Origin of the sequence: Vibrio sp. CCUG 15886, assembly GCF_028570825.1 — a bacterium.
Lineage (GTDB): Bacteria > Pseudomonadota > Gammaproteobacteria > Enterobacterales > Vibrionaceae > Vibrio > Vibrio vulnificus_B.
In genome coordinates this window covers 446,922-466,828 of the sequence record NZ_JAQQBT010000001.1, presented here as the reverse complement: position 1 = coordinate 466,828, position 19,907 = coordinate 446,922, and the positions used below count along the sequence as shown (strand labels likewise).

Below are 19,907 nucleotides of genomic sequence, written 5' to 3'. Positions count from 1 at the left end.
TAATTACCGTCGTCAGAAAAAATATGTTTCGAAGTTAGACGCTTTGATGTTAAGTTTTATCGCACTATCTGGAGATAACTCCGTAACTTGAATTTCAAAGGGTTGTGACTTTCATGTTCTCTCAATTACCAACACCAGCTTTAGATCCTATTCTTTCTCTAACCGTTGCTTTTCGTAACGATCCGCGTGACCAAAAAGTAGACCTTGGCATTGGCGTATACAAAAACAACAAAGGCGAAACGCCAATCATGCGTGCGGTGTCCCAAGCGCAAAAAATCGTTGCTGATACACAGACAACCAAGTCGTACGTCGGCCTAGCGGGATGCGAAGAGTTTAACCAATCGATGGTGAATTTATTGCTTGCGGGTACTTCCGTACTTGACCGAGTGAGTGCGATTCAAACACCGGGAGCCAGTGGCGCACTGCGTATGCTCGGAGATTTGATGAAAGTGGCACAGCCAGACACCACCGTTTGGATCTCTAACCCTAGTTATGTGAACCATAAGCCAGTGATGGAAGCTGCCGGGTTGAAAGTGCGTTATTACCGCTACTTCAGCCCAGAAACAAAGCAAGTCGACATCGGCCAGATGTTAGATGATCTTGCTACTGCAGGTCCAAAGGATGTCGTACTGCTTCATGGTTGTTGTCACAACCCAACGGGAGCAGACATTGATTTTGCTGCTTGGCAAGCCATCACCGATTTGGCAGTAAAGAACGGTTTCACACCCTTTGTTGATATTGCCTACCAAGGCTTTGGTGATGGCCTTGAAGAAGACGCAAAAGGGCTGCAGTTCATGGCTGACCGTGTTGAAGAAATGCTGATTACCACTTCATGTTCGAAGAATTTTGGTCTTTACCGTGAACGTACTGGCGCGGCCATTGTGATTGGCAAAAACGCAAAAGAATCATCAAACGCGAAAGGTAAGTTGCTGACACTCGCACGCTCAACTTACACCATGCCGCCTGATCACGGTGCTGCATTGGTCAAAACAATCCTACAAAATGTTGAACTTACAACCACTTGGAAGCAAGAATTGTGTGAAATGCAGCAACGTTTGTTAAACCTGCGTCAAACTTTATGTAATGAATTGAGAAATCAACACAATACGTCACAATTCGACTTCATTGAAAGCCACAAGGGTATGTTTACTGTGCTAGGCTTTACACCTGAGCAAATGGGAACGCTACGAGATGAATATGGAATTTATGGTGTAGGTGACGGGCGAATTAACATCGCTGGCCTTACAGAAGCTCACATTCCATACGTGGCAGACGCGATAGTCAAAGTCTCACAACGTTAATGCAGGTGATTGGATGAAGAAATTGAAACTTATTTTGCCTTTACTACTTAGCGGCGGCTTAACTGCTTGTGCAGTGACACCAGCAACGGTAGATGCTTCAGCAGAAAATAAGTCGGAAATTAAAGAAGAACCAGTAAAGCAGACAAAGCCTCAGCCCAAACCAGAGCGCCCAGTGCTTGAACTTAAAGCCCATAAAACATCTGACGGGAAGTTGATTCTTGGTGAAGAAGAGTGGGTGTACGTTCCGGGGTTAAATGAGGTGTTTAAGTCTCGAATTGATACTGGAGCAACAACTTCATCCATCAGTGCGGTTGATTTGGTTGAGTTTGAGCGTGATGGCAAAGATTGGGTTAAGTTCAAAATCGAGCATGATGGCATCAATAGTAACGAAATAGCGTTACCTGTTGAACGCTGGGTTCACATTCGCCAATCCAGTGCGGAAGGAACGCAAAAGCGCGCTGTCGTGCTAGCTTGGATTCAAATTGGTGATCTCAAAGAAAAAACCGAGTTCACGCTAACCGACAGAACGCATTTAACTTTCCCTGTATTGCTAGGGCGCAGCTTCTTCAAAGACGTCGCAATTGTCGATGTTTCACAGAAATACGTTCAAGATAAGCCGACAACGAAGTAGCAGAAAGCGAACACGATAAGTACTACGAACAAAGGGCCAATTTGGCCCTTTGTTTTCGCTCAACGCTTGTTATGTGTAGCTTCTAAAAAGAAACTAGAAACTAGGCGATAGCAGGCAGTTAGAACATAAAGTTGACCGACATTAGGATCTGATGTCCATAAGTGCCGTTATTACGAAGGTCTGCCCCGATAGAAAGTTGTTGAGTTGAATGGAATCGAGCGCCAATACCGACAATAGAGTTGTTACTGTCATTGGAGATCAATTGCCCCAATCGTCCATGAACTTCGACATTTTGCATCAACCAAACACGAGCACCAATGTTGACTTCGGTTTTCCATTCATCACCGATTTTATCGCTCGATTTGTTTTTAATGTTGTGAATCAGCATTTGGCCATAAATATCGGCAAACTGCCCCATAGGACCATTAAAACCAATACCACCAGCAAGATCCCAGTCCCCACTAAATTCACTGTCAAAGCGTCCGACAAAGTGTGTATTTTCCGTGAAGTAAGTGTTGAACTCCGCACCGAAAGTGCCTGGGCTTGACCCCATACGCACCTCAAACATGTTGTAGTTGAAGTTGTTTGCACTTGCTGTTATTGGGAGCAAAGTACATACACCCAACAAGGTTGTTTTGAGAGCTTTACCTAGCATGAGATCTCCAAAGCCAAAAAATTAACGCCCGTATTTTACAAAAAAAGCCTGCAAATAGCAGGCCAAACTTAAAAATAATATGACGTAAATGAGTGTATTAAGCGAAAAAGCAGCGTACTCGTACCACTCTGGCTATTTGGTGTGTTAAAGCAGCGTCAAACTATCGACTTCAATCTCAGGGGTATTGCCGCCCTCAAACTCACCAAACAAGCGCAGGCGTGTATTGCTGTTAATGGTTTGTGTAAAACGAATATCGTCATCGAGTTCAACTTGAATCTCGGCGCTGCCATCGGTGAAAATATAGGTATCTTTATTGAGTTGACGGACCAAAGTTCCTTCAACGACGACATCTTTCTCCGTAAACATATTTGAATCTTTCAGCAGTTCGGAAACGACCGATACATTCACCGGACCGTCAAAACTGATACCTTGTACTGTTGAAGAGTTGTTGGCGAGCGCGATGGCTGGTGTGGTTGTCAAAGCAGCGATTGCGATAATAAGTGTTTTGTTCATGTTCTTTTCCTATGTTTAACCGAGGTTGTTTCGATAAGGGTATTAGAACAAAACAGATTTGAATGATTGCTTAGCGCTTGATTCATATTGGATTCATTTTCTAAAGTGTCAAAAAAGGCTAAAATAGGCCTCCCTTGAATAGCGACGATAAAAAATGGAAGCAAAAGTAACCACGCTCATGGTGCAAGGCACTACCTCTGATGCGGGAAAAAGCGTATTGGTGGCAGGTCTCTGCCGCGTATTGGCTCGTAAAGGCGTAAACATTGCCCCTTTCAAACCACAAAATATGGCCCTCAATAGTGCGGTGACGAAAGAAGGTGGCGAAATAGGCCGAGCTCAAGCTGTTCAAGCGCAAGCGTGTCGCATTGAGCCGAGCGTTCACATGAATCCGGTTTTGATCAAACCCAATAGCGATACTGGCGCACAGATTATTTTGCAAGGTAAGGCATTGACCAATATGGATGCCTATGGCTTCCACAATTACAAAAAAGTGGCGATGGATACGGTGATGGACTCTTTCGCTCGTTTAAAAGATGAATATCAAGCCATCATGATCGAAGGAGCCGGCAGTCCTGCTGAAATCAATTTGCGTCAGAATGACATAGCCAACATGGGCTTTGCCGAAGAAGCCGATGTCCCAGTGATTATCGTCGCTGATATCGATCGCGGTGGCGTTTTCGCACACCTTTATGGCACCTTGGCATTGCTCTCTCCATCGGAACAAGCGCGAGTGAAGGGATTCGTCATCAACCGCTTTCGTGGTGATATTAAGTTGCTTGAATCGGGTCTCGATTGGCTCGAAGAGAAAACAGGTAAGCCCGTCATTGGCGTTCTGCCATTTCTTCATGGATTGAATCTCGAGGCAGAAGATGCGATTACCTCACAACAAGCGCTCTCTGATGAGGTTAAGCTAAAAGTCGTGGTTCCTGTGCTGACGAGGATTAGCAATCATACGGATTTTGATGTGCTCAGACTGCATCCCCAAATTGACTTGCGTTACGTGGGCAAAGGAGAGCGATTAGAGCACGCGGATTTGATCATTTTGCCTGGTTCCAAATCAGTGCGTGATGATCTTCGATACCTTCGAGAACAAGGATGGGACAAGGATATTCTAAGACATTTGCGCTTTGGTGGTAAGGTGTTAGGGATCTGTGGTGGCTACCAAATGTTGGGGGAGTCGATTAGCGATCCGTTTGGTGTGGAAGGTGAACCAGGTGAAAGCGTAGGGCTCGGACTCTTAAAAACGCGCACGGAACTTACCCAAGATAAGTGTTTGATTAACACTAAAGGGCAGTTATCACTAAACGGAAAACACGTTAACGTGACTGGCTATGAGATTCACGTTGGGCGATCGCAAGTGAATGAATATCAACCGATCACCAAAGATGATGGCCAGCTTGAAGGCGCACTAAGCGAATGCGGGCAGATCATGGGCAGTTATCTACATGGTTTCTTAGACTCCGAAGCCGTATTAGAGCTGATTTGTGAGTGGGTCAATGGAGTGCGAATCAAGGCTCAGAATCACCAACAACTTAAGGAGCAGGCGATAGACCGAATCGCCGATGCCATTGAAGAACATTTGGACCTGAGTCAATTGGGCATATAGGGAGCGAAGTATGATGAACAAATGGCTGAGTTTACTGCTACTAATGCTAGCGCCTGCGGTGAGTGCACAACAAACAACGCGCGTTTATGCCGCATCGTCACTGACGAATGCCATCAATGATGTGATAGAGAGTTACGAACGTCAGAACCATCACAAAGTACAGGCAATTTACGGTGGCTCCTCATCCCTCTCAAGGCAGTTGCTCAGCGGTGCACCGGGTGACATTTTTATCTCTGCCAATAACCAATGGATGGACTACCTGGTCCAACATAAGGTTATTAAAAGCGACAGTGTCACTAATTTGCTTTCCAATGAGTTGGTTGTTATTACCAATAAAAACAACAATGTAACTCTTGATGTTTCATCCAAAGCCCAGTGGCAGAGGCTTCTAACAGGCAATTGGCTCGCCCTAGGCGATACCAACTCTGTACCTGCTGGTATGTACGCCAAACAAATGTTGCAAAATGCCGATGTGTGGAATGCGGTGTCGAGCCATGTCGCGCCGAGCAAAAACGTTCGCTTAGCCCTAGCGTTAGTAGAGCGAGATGAAGCAAAGTTAGGCATCGTTTACCAAACTGATGCGCGAATGTCACAGAAAGTGAAGATACTCGTGACACCTGAGCAAGCGCTCTACGATCCCATCACTTATCCTGCTGGGTTGATCACTCAATCCGAATCCGCCAAGGCGTTCTTCAATTATCTTATGGGTCCAGAAGCCACTGCCATATTTCAAAAGCATGGCTTTACAACGTTGGAGAAACCGTGAGCGACCTCGAATACCAAGCGTTAATACTTAGCCTAAAAGTAGGTTTTTATACGGTGATCTGGTTACTGCCATTTGGCGTGTTTTTCGCTTGGCTATTGGCACGAAAATGCTTTCCGGGCAAAACCCTACTTGATAGCGCAATACATCTTCCTTTGGTTCTTCCTCCGGTTGTGATTGGTTATTTGTTGCTTATTGCGATGGGGCGCCAAGGCGTGCTAGGAAGTTGGTTGTATGAAATGTTTGGCTTGTCATTTGCGTTTAACTGGAAAGGGGCGGTATTGGCTTGTTGGGTCGTTGCGCTGCCTTTGATGGTGCGTTCTATTCGAATCAGTTTAGAAAGTGTCGACAGCAAACTAGAGCAAGCAGCGGCGACGCTCGGTGCATCACCAATAAAAGTCTTTCTCACCATCACATTACCTCTGATGCTGCCCGGGATCATTTCGGGATCGATGTTGGCTTTTGCACGCAGTCTCGGAGAGTTTGGGGCAACCATCAGTTTTGTTTCCAATATTCCTGGCGCAACACAAACTTTGCCTCTTGCCATGTTTAATTTTATCGAGACACCGGGTGCAGAAGCGCAGGCGGCAAGACTATGTGTGATTTCAATTGCTATCGCACTGTCTACTTTATTGGTATCAGAGTGGTTGAACAAAAAAGCCAAACGACGATTGGGAGCAAAGTGATGAAGGGTCTCCAAGTTGCGTTCAAACAAACGTTGGGTCATGTTGTTTTCGATATCGAATTACAACTTCCGAGCAAAGGTGTTAGCGCGATTTTTGGTCGTTCTGGTGCAGGTAAAACGTCAATCATCAATGTGATCAGCGGACTAACTCAGCCCGAACAAGGGCGTATAGCGCTGAACTCGGACGTGCTGTTTGATTCGGTTTTAGGTATTAATGTCCCCGTACACCAACGGAATATTGGTTACGTATTCCAAGATTCTCGTTTATTTCCTCACTACCATGTTGAAGGCAATTTGAAGTATGGCATCAAACAGTTTGATGCAGATATGTTTGATAAAGTGGTGACGTTGCTCGCGCTACAACCATTACTAAAACGCTATCCTGCTTCTCTGTCTGGCGGTGAAAAACAACGCGTTGCGATTGGCCGTGCACTGTTATCATCACCCAAGATTCTATTGATGGATGAGCCGCTGGCCTCGCTCGATATGCCGCGGAAAAAAGAAGTGCTTCCCTTTCTTGAGAAGCTTTCGGAAAGCTTCGAAATACCCATTGTGTATGTCACCCATAGTCTGCAAGAGATCTTGCGACTAGCGGATCACCTCACGGTGTTGGATAGAGGTCAGATTGTCGCTTCCGGTGTGTTGTCGGAAGTGTGGTCTTCGCAAGCAATGCGCCCGTGGCAATCATTCTCCGAACAAAGCACTTTGTTTAATGCCAACATTGCAGAACAGCACCCTCAATACGCCTTGACTCGTGTCATGTTGTCGTCAACAGCGTCGCTGTGGGTGCAAAAGATTGACGCGCCCCTCGGTAGCGATATTCGTCTCCAGGTGCGGGCGAATGATGTTTCCATTACGCTCGTTCAACCGCAGAAAACCTCAATTCGTAATATTATTGAGGCGAAGGTCGAGCGCGTTGAGAAAAGACACCCTGCAGAAGATAAAGAGAGCATCGCGGTTAAACTGGCGTTGACCCAAGATTGCTTTCTATGGGCGACCATTACCCCGTGGGCGTTGGCCGATCTTAATCTTAAACAGGGGGACCGTGTTTTTGCACAGATCAAAGGGGTGAGTGTGACTCAAAGGGATATCGCACTCACACATTAGTCTATTGATGTCATGAATTTCTTGGTGACAATGTCACCTTTTGTCGCTTCTGACGTTTTTTAGAAGAGAGCAACCCGACAATTTGCGGCAGAAGTGACATTAAAATCATCCCGGCCATGAGGGAAAACTGATGAAAAGTATAAGATTCGCCAACCAGCAGAACCCCACACACGATACCAGCAACAGGATTTGCAATCCCGCCGAACGTAAAATCGACCACAGACATTCGTTGTAATAGCCAAACGTACAAGCCATATCCCAGCGCCGTATTCATTAAAACTATCCAACCGAGGCCAATGAAATTTTGGCCATCTAACTGCTGCCATGCTTGATAGTAGGGAGTGGGCTCAACAACGAACTGAGCGAACGATGCAAGCGACAATACAATGCCACCAAAGATCAACTGCCAGGTAAGGATAAGCCACCAGTGCATCTCTGTTCCGAGTGATTTGGTGATACGACTGCCAATAATAATGCAGAAAATCGCAGACAACATGGCCAACAATCCGATGGGACTAAGAGCCAAGTGGCTAGGATCAAACAAGAACCAAGCAAAACTAATCAATCCGAAACCGCATAAAGCTTGAACTTTACTTGGCGCTTGTTTGGCGACAACCCAATGAAAAAGCATCGCGAAAACAGGCACTGATATCATGCCTACACCAGAGATTGCAGATGGTAGCGTCAACGCCATCACAAAAATGAGTGCAAAAAAGGCCGCAATGTTGATGCTTCCAAGTTTAAGCAAGGTGATTATTTGGTGACGATTCGGCAACGTGGGTTTAACCAATAGTAAAAGCAATCCTGCGGGGAGCGCTCTTAACGCACCCAGTAACAGCGGTGGCCAGTCAGCCAACGTTGCTTGTGTAACAGCGTAGGTCGTTCCCCAAAAAAAGGCAGGTATCATAGCGATAAGTATGTTCATATTAAATATCTTTACATTGAGATAATTAAACTCAATGTATGCCTATTTTTGATGAAAGTAAAGTATCTTTATATTAAGATATCTCGCAAGCTAATGATTGAGATAAGATGATGGATGCAATTGATCGTGTAGTAGAGCAATGGGATAGAGAGCGACCAGAGTTAGATACCGAGCCTATGGCTATCATGGGGCGCATATTCCGCATCACCAAATACTTGGAAAGCGCAGTGGGTGAGGTGCATAAACGTTACGATCTCAAGATGGGCGAGTTTGACGTGGTTGCGACTCTGCGTAGAAGTGGCGCGCCATATCGTTTGACGCCATCGGAGCTATTGGGGTCTTTGATGCTGACCTCAGGGGCAATGACCAACCGTTTAGATAAGCTTGAGCAAAAAGGCCTGATTTTACGCCAACACAGCAAGGAAGATCGACGCAGCGTTACTGTTGAGCTTACGGAGCATGGTTTGGTGACAGTGAATAAGCTGATAGAAGAGCATGTCGCGATTCAACATGCGCTATTAAAGAATCTTTCAAAGCCTCAGAAGCAAGCTTTGAATGCTGTGCTTAAAGAGTGGTTGGGGCAGTTCGAATAAGATAAAAAAAGCTGCTCATGTGAGCAGCTTTTTACATTACTTAGCGAATACGTCGCGGAAATCGCGTTTCAGAATAGGGTCGCGACGCGCTTTCTTAAGCTGTTTTACCATGTCCTTAACACAATTAAAGAGCACGTGGTCTAGCAGTTGAGCGCGGTAGGCATCTTTCTCTTCTTCACTCATGCCTTCTGGAAGATTCATTGTAGGGAACTCTTCCATCACGTTAACGCCGGCGAACGCTTGGCTTACAGAGATCAGTGCGTGGAACTGTTCAAAATTGTCTAGTACGTTTTGCGCGCTTGCTGGTAGTGAATCCCAAGCTTCACGGACGGCTTCTTCAGAAACTTCATGGATAGACGTTACCATCTCAAACATTGCTTCTGGAACCTGGTCAAACTCGATAACCTGACGTAATTCAGGTGAAATCGTTGCTAGGTCGATGGGTTGTTTTTCTGGAGTATTTGCTTCTGACATGACACGTCTCTCATTTAAAAAAGCGGAATAGTAAGGTGATCTTCAAAAAAGTCAACGTATTACGGTATAAGCTGGATGAAACCAGCAAGTTGATATGATATACCTTTAGTAACAGATGTGAAGTCCGATAGAGGAAACGATGATATCAACTGGCTCATCCATGCGCATTATGCTGGTCGATGACGTGCAACTCGATAGAATGCAGCTTGCCATTCGCTTGAAACAGCTTGGGCATATTGTCGAGGCGGTTTCGAGTGGTAGAGAAGCATTGCGCTTGTACGAAGAGTTTGACCCTGAGCTGGTTTTGCTTGATATCAGTATGCCAGAAATGGATGGCTTTGATGTTTCCAAAGCGATTCGCACTCAGTTTGAAGAGTGGGTACCCATTATATTCCTCAGTAGTCATGAAGAACCTGAAGTGATCGCAAAAGCGATAGAAGCCGGGGGAGATGACTACTTAACCAAGCCAGTCGATAAATTGGTACTCAGCTCCAAGTTGATCGCGATGCAGCGTATTGCACATATGCGTCGAGAGCTAAAAAAGAAAACCGCGAAACTGGCTGAGCTAAATGCGTTATTGCAACAGCAGGCAAACGAAGATGGCCTAACGAAGATATACAATCGCCGTTATATCGATGAGCAGTTGGGGCAAATGTTAGGCTGGTACGGACGGCACCGTTTACCAATCAGTGTCATCCTTTTGGATATCGATAACTTCAAATTGTTTAACGACAACTATGGCCATATTGAAGGGGACAAATGTCTTCAAGCCACGGCGAATACAATTAAGAGTTTGTTTCAACGTAATGCTGACTGTGTTGGCCGCTACGGCGGTGAAGAGTTTGTCGTGTTACTTGGTGGCAGTGATGCAGAGCAAGCCGTTAAAGCTGCGGAAAGAATTCATAAAGCGGTTGCGGACCTTAGTTACCCGCATGCATTTTCTGCTGTATCTGATGTTGTTACCTTGTCACAAGGTGTCTACACTTTTATTCCAAATGGTAGGGAAGAACTGCAGACAATTTATCAGTTTGCTGATAAAGCGCTTTATCAAGCCAAGTTAGAAGGTAAAAACCGTTACGTGACTTTCAGAGCATCTTAATTATGCTACGTTTTCCTTTTGCTGTGAGTACCTCAGTTTTTGCCATAATCTTGCTGCCTTCCTTTGCATTGTCTGCCCAAGAGCTCAATGACCTAATCCAAAAAGAGCTGGAGCGAAACTTTGCAACGGCCATTGTTCTTACCGACAGTGATGTTTTTACTGTTGGCTTTCACGACTTTGACCCGAATGAATGGCTAAATCTCGACAATGAAGAGCTGGGAAGTGCCGATTCAGTCAATTTGCGCAAAAAAATTGGTGTATCAACGCTCCCTTTTGAGTTTGCCTTGTACGAGGATCCCGACAGCCAAATAAAACACAGCCTGCAAGGTCGTTTATCTGCCCTAGGCATTGAACAAGACGTTTCTATTGCAGACACTATTGTGTCCGATAGTCATCGCGAGTATGTGCTTGGCGCGTTTCTTGAGTACACAAACTCGCGACAACTGAGCGAAAACTGGACTTTTGATGCTTCCATTGGGGCTCATTTAATGTATTACCGCAGTGACTATACCTATCGCAGCGATGCATTGGCGGATTATAAAAGTGTCATCGATGGTTATTTGGTTAATACCGATGCTTGGGCTTTGGTCGCTGAACCTAATGTACAAGCCAAGTACTTACAAATGAAGCCTTGGGGAAAGTGGTATTACTGGAGCTCGGCACATTATTTTTATGGCCAAGGTTGGGGCGAAGCAAACAGAGGGCAGGTTGGTAACCCAGAAGGTTGGTATTGGGTTAACGGTGTCAAAATGTTCTACGACTTCGAAAAGTGGGGACGTGCAGTTCAATCTGTTTATACGAGTTTTAATCGGGTTGATGTTGGAGGCGATACTTCCGAGTCGTTAGGTACGCGTCACTATTATGAAGCGAGTGTTGGATGGTTAATGACACCGCCTTTCAAAACGCAGTGGGTAGACAATGTTGGTATCGGCTTAAGCCTTAATTATGGTAGTGCCCTGAAGGGCGGGAGTTTAGTGCTCTTCTTTAACCAAGATTGACGCCATAAATTTCAAATATTTGGCAAGGGAAAGAGTCTGACAAATCGGTATTTATTCGACCTTCGTCATGACTTGGTTTCTACCTGCTTTCTTCGCTTTATACAAGGCTTCGTCTGCCAAGCTACGAATGGTATCTGGATCTTTCGAAGAACGGCTGTCTGACACACCAATACTGACCGTTACATTGACCGTGTTCATTGTATTTTCTTGAGTTCCACGACGTTTCTTTCCTTCACTCGCTTTGCTTGGGCGTGTCGTGTCATTCCTTAAAACGAGATCGTAGTTCGCAATATCTTCTCGAATGTCATCTAGGTAACCTTGTACTTCTTTCGAGGTTTTCCCTTTAAATACCACGGTAAATTCTTCTCCGCCATAACGATAAACCTTTGCTCCGCCCTTAATTAAGAGCAAGCGAGAGCCAACAAGTTTCAAAACGTCATCGCCAGTGTCATGCCCATAGGTGTCGTTAAATTTCTTAAAATGATCCACATCGATCATGGCGATAGAAAAACGTCGACCTAAGTGTTTAACGTCCATTTCTAACGCGCGGCGGCTTGGTAGCTGTGTCAGCACATCGATAAATGCCAGCTCATGACTGGCCTGGACCACATGCATAATCAGCAAAATTCCTGCCAAGGTGAACATGGTACTGGAGATGAACTTCACATCAAAAAACGTAAAGGTGGTTGAAGCTAAGAGCAAACACGTATAAATCGACACCTCAATAGGGCGATTGTGCTTCAGAACCAAAATCGCCGTGGCCAACACGATGGCAGTGCAATAGGCCACAAGCAAAAGAGGCAATTTTGAAATCGCAGCGACAGAGAAGAGCAATCCATTATTCCAATGCTCAAAACCTGCTTCTTGAAAGTAGCTAAGGAAGATGAAAGACCAAACTGTTAACACGCCAAGGACCAATCCGTAAGTGGCAATGGACTTGCTGTGCATGCCTGAAGCGTTAAACAGATAGACGACAAAACAAGCCACTGGCAGTAAGAAAGCAAGTAAAGAGAGCTCAAGTAAAACACTCCCACTGCTTAACGGAATTTGCAGGCGGTTTTGAATAACAAAGTAGGTAATGATCATTGCCATTGCGATCATCGCAATGCGGCCTTGTTTGAATACACTACAGAGTAAAAAAACGGTCCCGAGCAAGATATAAGGCAAGTTTGCAGCCAACCCCCAGTTTGCCTGTGTCATGACGATGATGTTATCCATCCCCATTGCCACAATCCCGAGTAAACCGACGGGAAAGAAGATTTTAAACTGAGCACTACTAACTACCGGAGACGTCATTAACCGCTGACTTCCTATAACACTAACGAATGGGTATGAAGAACCTAGTAGAATACGATTATTTCTGGATTTTCCAAGCCTTTTGCTAAACTTAAGTAGTGATTTATTGATAATGACAGTAAAAGTGAATGACAAAGCTTGGTTTCAAAAAGTCGCTGCGTATACTGTTGATGTACCGAGCATAATAAAAACAAGGAGATGCTTTAATGCAAATCAGTGTCGATGTTCATAATTACATGGAAACTCTGGTTGGTCAGGTTCTCGCTCAGGATGAGTATGTGAGTAAGTACACGTCGGAACAATTGGCCGATTTAGCGTGTTTAGCGCTTGTGCAACTCAAACCTGTTTATATCCGCTTTGATATCGATTTTTTATCTGCACTACCTGAAGAGAGGCTGGTTCAGTTCAAACACAACAGTGAAGTTGCCGTTAAAAATGCGGAAAGCATGATCGTTGAAGATAGAAGACAACATCGTTCAGACGATATTCCCGTGGTTTTCTCTCACGTGAATTACGATGACAACGCGCCGCTTGAATGGTTTGAGAAACCGATATTGAAATTCAACAAACCACATGAGTGAGGAATAATGGGGTTATTTTCACGCCTGTTTGGGTCTTCAAAAGATAGTGAAGCAAAGAAAGAAATTGAGCCAATTGAGCATAAAGGCTTTCTGATCTATGCCGAGAGTTTACAAGAAGGCGGTCAATTTCGCGTTGCTGGTAGAATTACCAAAGAGGTAGAGGGCGAATTAAAAAGTCATCGATTCATCCGATCGGATGTTTTGACCTCTGAAGCAGATGCAAACGAATTGATGGTCAAAAAGGCGCAAATGTTCATTGACCAGATGAGAGGCGAGATATTTAGCTAAAAGTTTCTCGGGTTTTGATTCCTGTCATCATCACAAGAGCCATTAGTGTTTATGCTGGTGGCTCTTTTTGTTTTTTACGCAAAAATTTAATCTATGTGGTTGTAAAATAACCAATAATTCAAGGTCTGGTAGGACCTCTGTCTTGTTGATATGTCGTTGTTTTATTTCGCGGGGTGCGTAGAGTTCCTTCATTACATAGGGTTATATGTAATGAAAATTTGTATTTTAACTACAAAACACTTGAAGTCGCATCCTGCGTTAGATACAAAAAGATGATTAACAAGGCCAATAGTCAAGGAATAGCTATGCAAATTGGTGTACCAAGAGAACTACTCGCGGGAGAAACGCGAGTCGCTGCTTCGCCAAGTTCGGTTGAGCAGCTAATTAAATTGGGGTTTGACGTTGTTGTCGAAACCCAAGCGGGGGCGTTAGCCAGCTTTGATGATTCAGCATATGAATCAGCTGGTGCGAAAATGGTTTCTAAAGAAGAAGCTTGGAATTCTGAGCTGATACTTAAAGTCAATGCGCCAATTATCGATGAAGAGAAAAGCATTGACGAGATTGCGTTGATCAAAGAAGGCGCAACGTTGGTTAGCTTTATTTGGCCAGCTCAAAACCCTCAGTTGATGGAACAACTCTCTAGTAAGAACATCAATGTGCTGGCTATGGATGCGGTGCCACGTATCTCTCGTGCTCAGGCACTGGATGCGTTGTCTTCAATGGCCAACATCGCCGGTTATCGAGCGGTTGTTGAAGCAGCACATGAGTTTGGGCGTTTCTTTACAGGGCAGATTACTGCTGCAGGTAAGGTACCACCAGCGAAAGTGTTTGTCGCCGGTGCGGGTGTTGCTGGTTTGGCTGCTATCGGTGCTGCTGGTAGCCTAGGTGCTATTGTTCGTGCTTTTGACGTTCGTCCAGAAGTTAAAGAACAAGTGGAATCCATGGGTGCAGAGTTTCTTTCTGTTGATTACCAAGAAGCTGCTGGTTCTGGTGACGGTTATGCGAAAGAGATGTCTGATGACTTCAACAAGAAAGCTGCGGAGCTGTATGCTGCACAGGCGAAAGATGTTGATATCATTATCACAACCGCACTGATTCCAGGTAAGCCAGCGCCTAAGCTGATTACCAAGGAAATGGTAGATAGCATGAAAGCGGGCAGTGTGATTGTTGACCTTGCTGCTGCTAACGGTGGTAACTGCGAATACACAGTCGCAAACCAAGTTATCACGACGGCTAACGGCGTAAAAGTGATCGGTTACACCGACATGGTTGGTCGTTTGCCGACTCAATCTTCACAACTTTATGCAACAAACTTAGTTAACCTTTTCAAACTGTTGTGTAAAGAAAAAGATGGCAGCATCAATATCGATTTCGAAGATGTTGTACTACGTGGTGTCACGGTGGTTAAAGATGGTGAAATCACCTGGCCTGCGCCACCAATTCAAGTTTCTGCTCAGCCTCAAGCCAAACCAAAAGCGGTTGAAAAGCCAGCACCAAAAGTACAAGAGCCCGTTTCTCCAGTAAAAAAACTGGCTGGACTTGCAGTGGGTGTCGGTGCATTCGCATGGATTGCATCCGTTGCACCAGCCGCTTTCCTCGCACATTTTACGGTATTCGTTTTAGCCTGTGTTGTCGGGTACTACGTGGTATGGAATGTCACACACGCACTTCACACTCCGCTGATGTCGGTAACCAATGCGATTTCGGGGATCATCGTTGTCGGTGCCTTGTTACAGATTGGCCAAGGAAATGGGGCAGTAACGTTTTTGGCGTTTATTGCTGTGTTGATCGCGAGCATTAATATTTTTGGTGGCTTTACGGTAACCAAACGCATGCTCGAAATGTTCCGCAAAGATAAATAATAGGGAGTAACCAATGTCTGCAGGATTAGTACAGGCGGCCTATATCGTTGCTGCACTATTTTTTATTCTGAGCCTTGCTGGTCTATCTAAGCAAGAATCAGCAAGATCAGGGAACTACTACGGCATTGCCGGTATGGCAATTGCGCTACTTGCAACCATCTTCAGTCCTAGTGCGGAAGGTTTTGCTTGGGTCATTGTTGCTATGGTGATTGGTGGTGGTATTGGTATCCACTACGCTAAGAAAGTTGAAATGACAGAAATGCCAGAATTAGTGGCCATTCTACATAGTTTTGTGGGTATGGCGGCTGTTTTGGTTGGTTACAACAGCTATCTTGAACCACCTGCGCCAGTCTCTCTTGACCCCGCGGGAATGCACGCAGAACACGTAATTCACTTAGTTGAAGTATTTTTGGGCGTGTTCATTGGTGCGGTAACCTTTACTGGGTCGATTGTCGCATTCGGAAAGTTACGCGGTATCATTTCTTCATCGCCACTTAACTTGCCTCATAAACACAAGATGAATCTCGCAGCTATCGTTGTTTCGACACTGCTTATGATTCACTTTGTTAACGCAGACGGCAGTATGTTTGCCTTAATTGTGATGACGCTGATTGCTTTCGCATTTGGTTACCACTTGGTGGCATCGATCGGTGGTGCGGATATGCCAGTTGTGGTCTCTATGCTGAACTCTTACTCTGGTTGGGCAGCTGCCGCGGCAGGTTTCATGCTAGCAAACGATCTGTTGATCGTGACTGGTGCTCTCGTTGGTTCTTCAGGTGCAATTCTTTCGTACATCATGTGTAAAGCGATGAACCGCTCGTTTATCAGCGTTATCGCCGGTGGCTTTGGCCAGGAAGTCGTGATTTCCGGTGATGAAGAGTATGGTGAGCATCGTGAAATCAATGCAGAAGATGTAGCGGATATGCTGAAAAACTCCAAGTCAGTCATCATCACTCCTGGATATGGCATGGCAGTAGCACAAGCTCAATACCCAGTTCACGAGATCACAGAAAAACTGCGTGCGCAAGGTGTGAATGTTCGTTTCGGTATTCACCCAGTAGCGGGTCGTCTACCTGGTCACATGAACGTGTTGCTCGCTGAAGCAAAAGTGCCTTATGACATCGTTCTGGAAATGGATGAGATCAATGACGACTTCTCAGACACGGATACCGTGTTGGTTATTGGTGCGAATGACACCGTTAACCCAGCTGCGCTAGAAGATCCAAACAGCCCAATCGCCGGCATGCCAGTATTGGAAGTTTGGCATGCAAAAAACGTTATTGTTTTCAAACGTTCAATGAATACTGGTTATGCTGGAGTTCAGAACCCATTGTTCTTTAAAGAGAACACATCAATGCTCTTTGGTGATGCCAAAGATAGCGTGGATGCGATTTCAAAAGCGTTATAATTTACCTAAAAGACGAAGGCCAGCTGAAAAGCTGGCCTTTTTGTTATTTTTCTAATCGATCCAATCAAATACCGAATCCCACAAATGTAAACTTTCATGAATATGTTGTATATTGGGGGCAATAATAACGACGTCGTACAATGTTTTGATTAAAAAACTCTGCTTATCATTGCTGCTTTCTGTGAACCTAGTACCCAGTGCTCTGGCAGACTCTTTGCCGGAGCGCATTGATTTTTTCACAGAGTTATTTGATTATGATTCCGCAAGCAAAACATACGACATCCGCGATTTACAGTCGTCATTCCCTACTAAACTTCTTTCGCCTGACTCAATGCTGCCGCAAACGGCGAATTACCCACTGAAAGACATACAACAACTGTATCAACTGTCCAAAACCTGCAATGGCAAGCTACCACTCAGCCCATTGATCACGGAGCCATTAGTTTTCACTCGTTCAGTTTGTAAAGGGGTGAAGCTTAATACTCGCTGGTTTTCTCGTTCGGCATTGATTCATCCGGGTGGCGGGACTTACGCCGCTCGCTACATTCAAAAGTTTCCAGAAGAGCATGAAAATCTAAAAAAATTCATGCACATCAAGGAACGAATGGATGAGGAAGGTAACGAACTATTAAGCAGTCTGAGAGCAATGGATGATGAAACCATCAATGCTTTGATTGCTGGTTCGATCATGTTTTTAGATAAAGATGATCTTTGGCTAAGGCGAGGGGACTATTACCACGTATTCGACAAGAGTGTTTGGTCTACCAACGTTGAAACTGCGGGATTGTCCTTAAGTGTTCGCGCGGATAACGCAAGTTGTTTTGTTCAGCGAGGAAATATTTGCTGGGATGTAGAAGACCATTCGCAAATCTTACGTTTCTCTATGATCGTATTGGTTATTGCCAATATCATGCTGGTGGCCGGATGGGCAGTGTACCGTTGGAATAGCAAGCGCCAAGAGCTGAGAAGTCGTATGTTGGTACTTCAGATTCTTACACATGAACTTCGCACTCCGATTGCCAGTTTATCACTAACGGTAGAGGGCTTTCGTCGAGAGTTTGAGCACTTACCGGAAACAGTTTATGATGAGTTTCGACGTTTATGTGAAGATACTCGCCGACTAAGACAACTAGCCGAAGCGAGTAAGGATTACCTCCAGTCGGATAACCAGCAGCTTGCGACCGATTGGATTCCTTCTGTAGAAGAGTGGTTGCTTTTTAAAATTGAAGACGAGTTTCCAGAAGGTGTTGAGTTTAAAATTAACCAAGATGTATCAGCAAAAATTAATGTCTATTGGTTAGGAACCTGCGTTGATAACTTGATTAGAAACGCAGTGAAATACGGCGTTGCCCCCGTGACACTGGATGTACAAACAGGTGACAGTAAATTAACAATCCGAGTCACCGATAATGGCAAACTCACCAGCAGGGACTGGTCACATTTACGCAAGCCATTTGTCAGCAAAAGCGGTTTGGGACTTGGCTTAACAATTGTTGAATCTATGGTCGGGCGAATGGGCGGTAAAATGAAGCTCGTTGGTCCACCAACTACGTTTATTTTGGAGATACCTTGTGAAACAGACGTTGCTTCTCGTTGAAGATGATAAAAACCTAGCAGACGGTCTATTAGTAAGTTTAGAGCAGGCCGGTTACGAGTGTTTGCACGCCGAGCGTATTTCTGAAGTTGAATCGCTTTGGCCTCAGGCCGATCTGGTGATCCTTGATAGACAATTACCAGATGGCGATTCTATTTCGCATTTACCTGGCTGGAAGAAAACTAAGAACGTGCCAGTGATTTTGCTTACGGCACTGGTTACTGTAAAAGATAAAGTCGCAGGCTTGGATTCCGGTGCTAACGATTATTTGACCAAACCGTTTGCAGAAGCAGAATTATTTGCGCGAATTCGTGCCCAGCTTCGCTCACCTGAATCCAGCGAGCAAGGGAGCAGCGACAAAGTAGAGACAGAAAACCTAGTCATAGATAAATCGACTCGTGAAGTCTTTTTTAAAGGTGAGCAAGTTACTCTGACAAGAACAGAATTTGATCTCCTATTATTTTTGGCGAGCAATCTAGGTCGAGTCTTTACTCGCGATGAGCTGTTAGATCATGTTTGGGGTTACAACCACTTCCCAACTACTCGAACCGTAGACACACATGTATTGCAGTTGCGACAGAAGCTTGCAGGCTTAGAGATCGAAACACTTCGCGGTGTTGGCTATAAGATGAAAGGTTAATGCGTAAGTCACTTTTAGTTCCATTCTTTGCCATTTCACTTACTCAACCAGTCTACGCTGTAGACTGGTTTGAACAAAACACCCCTCTTACGCAAGCACACCAACATCTGTTGGAAGATAATTTGCCCGGCATGTTCGAGTCGTTAGTCGAAGTATGGCAATCATCACCAACAGATACGTTGAAAGAGCATTTAAACAGTTTGTTAATCCAATCTTTGAATAGGGATTGTGGCAAATCGCTCACTAAGAAAACGCTGCCGAATTGGTTGACTGGAGTCAAAGTTATCAGGCAAACCATTCAAAGCCCAGGAAGAGACACCTATCGTTTAGTGATAGATATCCGAGCCAATGTCGAAGTAAAAAGCCTCGCGGTGAGAAAGTGGGTCGATCGAAGTGTCTCATCAGATAGTGTTTTTACTGAAATAAGTGGTGACGGTGTCACAAATGGCGACGACGAAAAACAATATCAGAAGCGCTATAACCTCACTGGTAAGCTGGACTCAGGCCTTTACCAATTAGTGGTTCAACCAGCAGGGCAAGAAGTGTGGAGTGGTTGGGTGATATTGGGAGAACCAATTGCCCCACAATATGTAAGATGGTCATCAAAAGAAAATTGGACCGTAGAAAAAGTTGCTTTAAACAACCCATACTGTCCACTGCCCGAAATGAATGTTGGTTTGTATGACTATGTTGATGGTCAGTATCAACGAGTTTGGAATAAAACCTATGAATCTGACTATCCGAATAGTCTCGAATTAGAGGGGATTCCAAACGAGCGTTATGTACTCGCGGTTAGTATGAACACAAAACGTTGGCAAGGTGAAATCCTCGTTGAGCAATCACAAACCATCAGCCGTACATACGACATTACACAAGAATAAAAACTTG

21 protein-coding genes are annotated in these 19,907 nt (G+C 44.8%); 16 read left to right on the top strand and 5 right to left on the bottom strand.

Features of this window, described 5'->3' with window-relative positions:
- Nucleotides 1-113: 113 nt before the first annotated feature.
- Both PQQ36_RS02020 and PQQ36_RS02015 read left to right on the top strand, forming a co-directional pair.
- Nucleotides 114-1,301, top strand: a complete 1,188-nt coding sequence (locus PQQ36_RS02020) for an amino acid aminotransferase (protein ID WP_011152202.1) — start codon at nucleotides 114-116, stop codon at nucleotides 1,299-1,301.
- Between the two features lie 13 nt (nucleotides 1,302-1,314).
- Nucleotides 1,315-1,932 (top strand): ATP-dependent zinc protease family protein, encoded by a 618-nt coding sequence (locus tag PQQ36_RS02015; RefSeq protein ID WP_011081294.1) that lies wholly within the window; start codon nucleotides 1,315-1,317, stop codon nucleotides 1,930-1,932.
- A 118-nt stretch (nucleotides 1,933-2,050) separates the two neighbouring features.
- Here PQQ36_RS02015 and PQQ36_RS02010 read toward each other — a convergent pair whose 3' ends face one another.
- Nucleotides 2,051-2,587, bottom strand: coding sequence for a hypothetical protein (locus PQQ36_RS02010; protein ID WP_015727953.1), 537 nt, complete (start codon nucleotides 2,585-2,587; stop codon nucleotides 2,051-2,053).
- Nucleotides 2,588-2,731: 144 nt separating this feature from the next.
- Nucleotides 2,732-3,100 carry a YgiW/YdeI family stress tolerance OB fold protein gene (locus PQQ36_RS02005; protein WP_011081292.1) on the bottom strand — a complete coding sequence of 123 codons (369 nt, stop codon included), beginning with the start codon at nucleotides 3,098-3,100 and terminating at the stop codon, nucleotides 2,732-2,734.
- Nucleotides 3,101-3,254: 154 nt separating this feature from the next.
- On the opposite strand from PQQ36_RS02005, the gene PQQ36_RS02000 reads away from it, so the two are divergent.
- From PQQ36_RS02000 to modC, 4 genes are read left to right on the top strand one after another with little or no spacing between them, the layout of a single operon-like run.
- Nucleotides 3,255-4,706, top strand: coding sequence for a cobyric acid synthase (locus tag PQQ36_RS02000; RefSeq protein ID WP_273660276.1), 1,452 nt, complete (start codon nucleotides 3,255-3,257; stop codon nucleotides 4,704-4,706).
- A gap of 10 nt (nucleotides 4,707-4,716) precedes the next feature.
- Nucleotides 4,717-5,472, top strand: coding sequence for a molybdate ABC transporter substrate-binding protein (gene modA / locus PQQ36_RS01995; RefSeq protein WP_045622455.1), 756 nt, complete (start codon nucleotides 4,717-4,719; stop codon nucleotides 5,470-5,472).
- Nucleotides 5,469-6,155: a molybdate ABC transporter permease subunit gene (gene modB, locus PQQ36_RS01990; RefSeq protein WP_065091160.1), complete on the top strand. Its 687-nt coding sequence runs from the start codon at nucleotides 5,469-5,471 to the stop codon at nucleotides 6,153-6,155. The genes modA and modB overlap by 4 nt, the downstream gene beginning before the upstream one ends.
- A complete protein-coding gene (modC, locus tag PQQ36_RS01985; protein ID WP_045597937.1) occupies nucleotides 6,155-7,261 on the top strand; it encodes a molybdenum ABC transporter ATP-binding protein ModC in 1,107 nt (368 codons plus the stop codon). Before modB ends, modC begins: the two co-directional genes overlap by 1 nt.
- A 10-nt stretch (nucleotides 7,262-7,271) precedes the next feature.
- Here modC and PQQ36_RS01980 read toward each other — a convergent pair whose 3' ends face one another.
- On the bottom strand, nucleotides 7,272-8,186 hold the full coding sequence (locus tag PQQ36_RS01980) for a DMT family transporter (protein WP_225470271.1): 915 nt from the start codon (nucleotides 8,184-8,186) through the stop codon (nucleotides 7,272-7,274).
- A 110-nt stretch (nucleotides 8,187-8,296) separates the two neighbouring features.
- Between PQQ36_RS01980 and PQQ36_RS01975 the strand changes: the two genes are divergently transcribed.
- On the top strand, nucleotides 8,297-8,779 hold the full coding sequence (locus tag PQQ36_RS01975; protein ID WP_039547087.1) for a MarR family winged helix-turn-helix transcriptional regulator: 483 nt from the start codon (nucleotides 8,297-8,299) through the stop codon (nucleotides 8,777-8,779).
- A 36-nt stretch (nucleotides 8,780-8,815) separates the two neighbouring features.
- Here the strand turns inward: PQQ36_RS01975 and PQQ36_RS01970 are convergent, their stop codons facing one another.
- Nucleotides 8,816-9,253: a DUF3069 domain-containing protein gene (locus tag PQQ36_RS01970; RefSeq protein WP_011081285.1), complete on the bottom strand. Its 438-nt coding sequence runs from the start codon at nucleotides 9,251-9,253 to the stop codon at nucleotides 8,816-8,818.
- Nucleotides 9,254-9,392: 139 nt separating this feature from the next.
- Between PQQ36_RS01970 and PQQ36_RS01965 the strand changes: the two genes are divergently transcribed.
- Nucleotides 9,393-10,352: a GGDEF domain-containing response regulator gene (locus tag PQQ36_RS01965; RefSeq protein WP_011081284.1), complete on the top strand. Its 960-nt coding sequence runs from the start codon at nucleotides 9,393-9,395 to the stop codon at nucleotides 10,350-10,352.
- 2 nt (nucleotides 10,353-10,354) lie between these two features.
- Entirely contained in the window at nucleotides 10,355-11,350 is a 996-nt protein-coding gene (locus tag PQQ36_RS01960) for a Solitary outer membrane autotransporter beta-barrel domain (RefSeq protein WP_206624999.1), read from the top strand.
- Between the two features lie 51 nt (nucleotides 11,351-11,401).
- Here the strand turns inward: PQQ36_RS01960 and PQQ36_RS01955 are convergent, their stop codons facing one another.
- Nucleotides 11,402-12,646, bottom strand: a complete 1,245-nt coding sequence (locus PQQ36_RS01955) for a GGDEF domain-containing protein (RefSeq protein WP_015727947.1) — start codon at nucleotides 12,644-12,646, stop codon at nucleotides 11,402-11,404.
- A 206-nt stretch (nucleotides 12,647-12,852) separates the two neighbouring features.
- Between PQQ36_RS01955 and PQQ36_RS01950 the strand changes: the two genes are divergently transcribed.
- The 7 genes from PQQ36_RS01950 to PQQ36_RS01920 all read left to right on the top strand — a co-directional run bounded on the left by PQQ36_RS01950 (nucleotide 12,853) and on the right by PQQ36_RS01920 (nucleotide 19,900).
- A complete protein-coding gene (locus PQQ36_RS01950) occupies nucleotides 12,853-13,227 on the top strand; it encodes a late competence development ComFB family protein (RefSeq protein WP_011152132.1) in 375 nt (124 codons plus the stop codon).
- A gap of 6 nt (nucleotides 13,228-13,233) precedes the next feature.
- Nucleotides 13,234-13,515, top strand: coding sequence for an HlyU family transcriptional regulator (locus tag PQQ36_RS01945; protein ID WP_108693927.1), 282 nt, complete (start codon nucleotides 13,234-13,236; stop codon nucleotides 13,513-13,515).
- Nucleotides 13,516-13,820: 305 nt separating this feature from the next.
- A complete protein-coding gene (locus tag PQQ36_RS01940) occupies nucleotides 13,821-15,377 on the top strand; it encodes a Re/Si-specific NAD(P)(+) transhydrogenase subunit alpha (RefSeq protein ID WP_080609768.1) in 1,557 nt (518 codons plus the stop codon).
- Nucleotides 15,378-15,390: 13 nt separating this feature from the next.
- Nucleotides 15,391-16,785, top strand: coding sequence for a Re/Si-specific NAD(P)(+) transhydrogenase subunit beta (gene pntB, locus PQQ36_RS01935; RefSeq protein ID WP_011081278.1), 1,395 nt, complete (start codon nucleotides 15,391-15,393; stop codon nucleotides 16,783-16,785).
- Nucleotides 16,786-16,909: 124 nt separating this feature from the next.
- Nucleotides 16,910-18,382: a sensor histidine kinase VxrA gene (vxrA, locus tag PQQ36_RS01930; protein WP_301280324.1), complete on the top strand. Its 1,473-nt coding sequence runs from the start codon at nucleotides 16,910-16,912 to the stop codon at nucleotides 18,380-18,382.
- Nucleotides 18,357-19,019, top strand: a complete 663-nt coding sequence (gene vxrB, locus PQQ36_RS01925; protein ID WP_130191104.1) for a response regulator transcription factor VxrB — start codon at nucleotides 18,357-18,359, stop codon at nucleotides 19,017-19,019. Before vxrA ends, vxrB begins: the two co-directional genes overlap by 26 nt.
- Nucleotides 19,019-19,900 carry a DUF2861 family protein gene (locus PQQ36_RS01920; RefSeq protein ID WP_130250767.1) on the top strand — a complete coding sequence of 294 codons (882 nt, stop codon included), beginning with the start codon at nucleotides 19,019-19,021 and terminating at the stop codon, nucleotides 19,898-19,900. Before vxrB ends, PQQ36_RS01920 begins: the two co-directional genes overlap by 1 nt.
- The last annotated feature ends 7 nt before the right edge of the window (nucleotides 19,901-19,907 follow it).

Coding starts and splice junctions, on each gene's coding strand:
- modA (WP_045622455.1), top strand. CDS start 4,717: ATGATGAACAAATGGCTGAGTTTACTGCTACTAATGCTAGCGCCTGCG.
- PQQ36_RS01940 (WP_080609768.1), top strand. CDS start 13,821: ATGCAAATTGGTGTACCAAGAGAACTACTCGCGGGAGAAACGCGAGTC.
- PQQ36_RS01920 (WP_130250767.1), top strand. CDS start 19,019: ATGCGTAAGTCACTTTTAGTTCCATTCTTTGCCATTTCACTTACTCAA.
- PQQ36_RS02015 (WP_011081294.1), top strand. CDS start 1,315: ATGAAGAAATTGAAACTTATTTTGCCTTTACTACTTAGCGGCGGCTTA.
- PQQ36_RS02010 (WP_015727953.1), bottom strand. CDS start 2,587: ATGCTAGGTAAAGCTCTCAAAACAACCTTGTTGGGTGTATGTACTTTG.
- PQQ36_RS02005 (WP_011081292.1), bottom strand. CDS start 3,100: ATGAACAAAACACTTATTATCGCAATCGCTGCTTTGACAACCACACCA.
- PQQ36_RS01975 (WP_039547087.1), top strand. CDS start 8,297: ATGGATGCAATTGATCGTGTAGTAGAGCAATGGGATAGAGAGCGACCA.
- PQQ36_RS02020 (WP_011152202.1), top strand. CDS start 114: ATGTTCTCTCAATTACCAACACCAGCTTTAGATCCTATTCTTTCTCTA.
- PQQ36_RS01960 (WP_206624999.1), top strand. CDS start 10,355: ATGCTACGTTTTCCTTTTGCTGTGAGTACCTCAGTTTTTGCCATAATC.
- PQQ36_RS01945 (WP_108693927.1), top strand. CDS start 13,234: ATGGGGTTATTTTCACGCCTGTTTGGGTCTTCAAAAGATAGTGAAGCA.
- PQQ36_RS01950 (WP_011152132.1), top strand. CDS start 12,853: ATGCAAATCAGTGTCGATGTTCATAATTACATGGAAACTCTGGTTGGT.
- pntB (WP_011081278.1), top strand. CDS start 15,391: ATGTCTGCAGGATTAGTACAGGCGGCCTATATCGTTGCTGCACTATTT.
- PQQ36_RS01970 (WP_011081285.1), bottom strand. CDS start 9,253: ATGTCAGAAGCAAATACTCCAGAAAAACAACCCATCGACCTAGCAACG.
- PQQ36_RS01965 (WP_011081284.1), top strand. CDS start 9,393: ATGATATCAACTGGCTCATCCATGCGCATTATGCTGGTCGATGACGTG.
- PQQ36_RS01980 (WP_225470271.1), bottom strand. CDS start 8,186: ATGAACATACTTATCGCTATGATACCTGCCTTTTTTTGGGGAACGACC.
- PQQ36_RS02000 (WP_273660276.1), top strand. CDS start 3,255: ATGGAAGCAAAAGTAACCACGCTCATGGTGCAAGGCACTACCTCTGAT.
- PQQ36_RS01955 (WP_015727947.1), bottom strand. CDS start 12,646: ATGACGTCTCCGGTAGTTAGTAGTGCTCAGTTTAAAATCTTCTTTCCC.
- modC (WP_045597937.1), top strand. CDS start 6,155: ATGAAGGGTCTCCAAGTTGCGTTCAAACAAACGTTGGGTCATGTTGTT.